The following is a 305-nucleotide window of genomic DNA, read 5'->3' on the forward strand; positions in this document are numbered from 1 at the left end:
CAATATCTGGATTTAAAAAATTAGAGTTTGCAGTGAGTGGATACTTTATTGAACGAATAAAGGGGAAAGAGAAACAGCAAAATGCCATTAAATTAATTCTTGGGGTCGAGATTTCTTGTTCAGAAAAAATTCACCTTGTAGGGATATTTGATGAATCGAATCATACTGCTGTTCAATATTTAATAGATAATCATGTTCCATCTCAAGTAAACGGTACATATGAGACAAGTTTATCTATGATTGATAAAATAAGCGAAATTGGAGGGATTCCATATATAGCTCATATAAATACAGCAGACTTAAAA

1 protein-coding gene is annotated in these 305 nt (G+C 31.1%); it reads left to right on the forward strand.

Annotated elements, in window-relative coordinates:
- A partial coding sequence (locus ACNPNW_RS06480; protein ID WP_448766778.1) for a hypothetical protein occupies positions 1 to 305 on the forward strand: 305 nt, incomplete at both ends.

It is taken from the genome of Acinetobacter endophylla, from assembly GCF_053543775.1.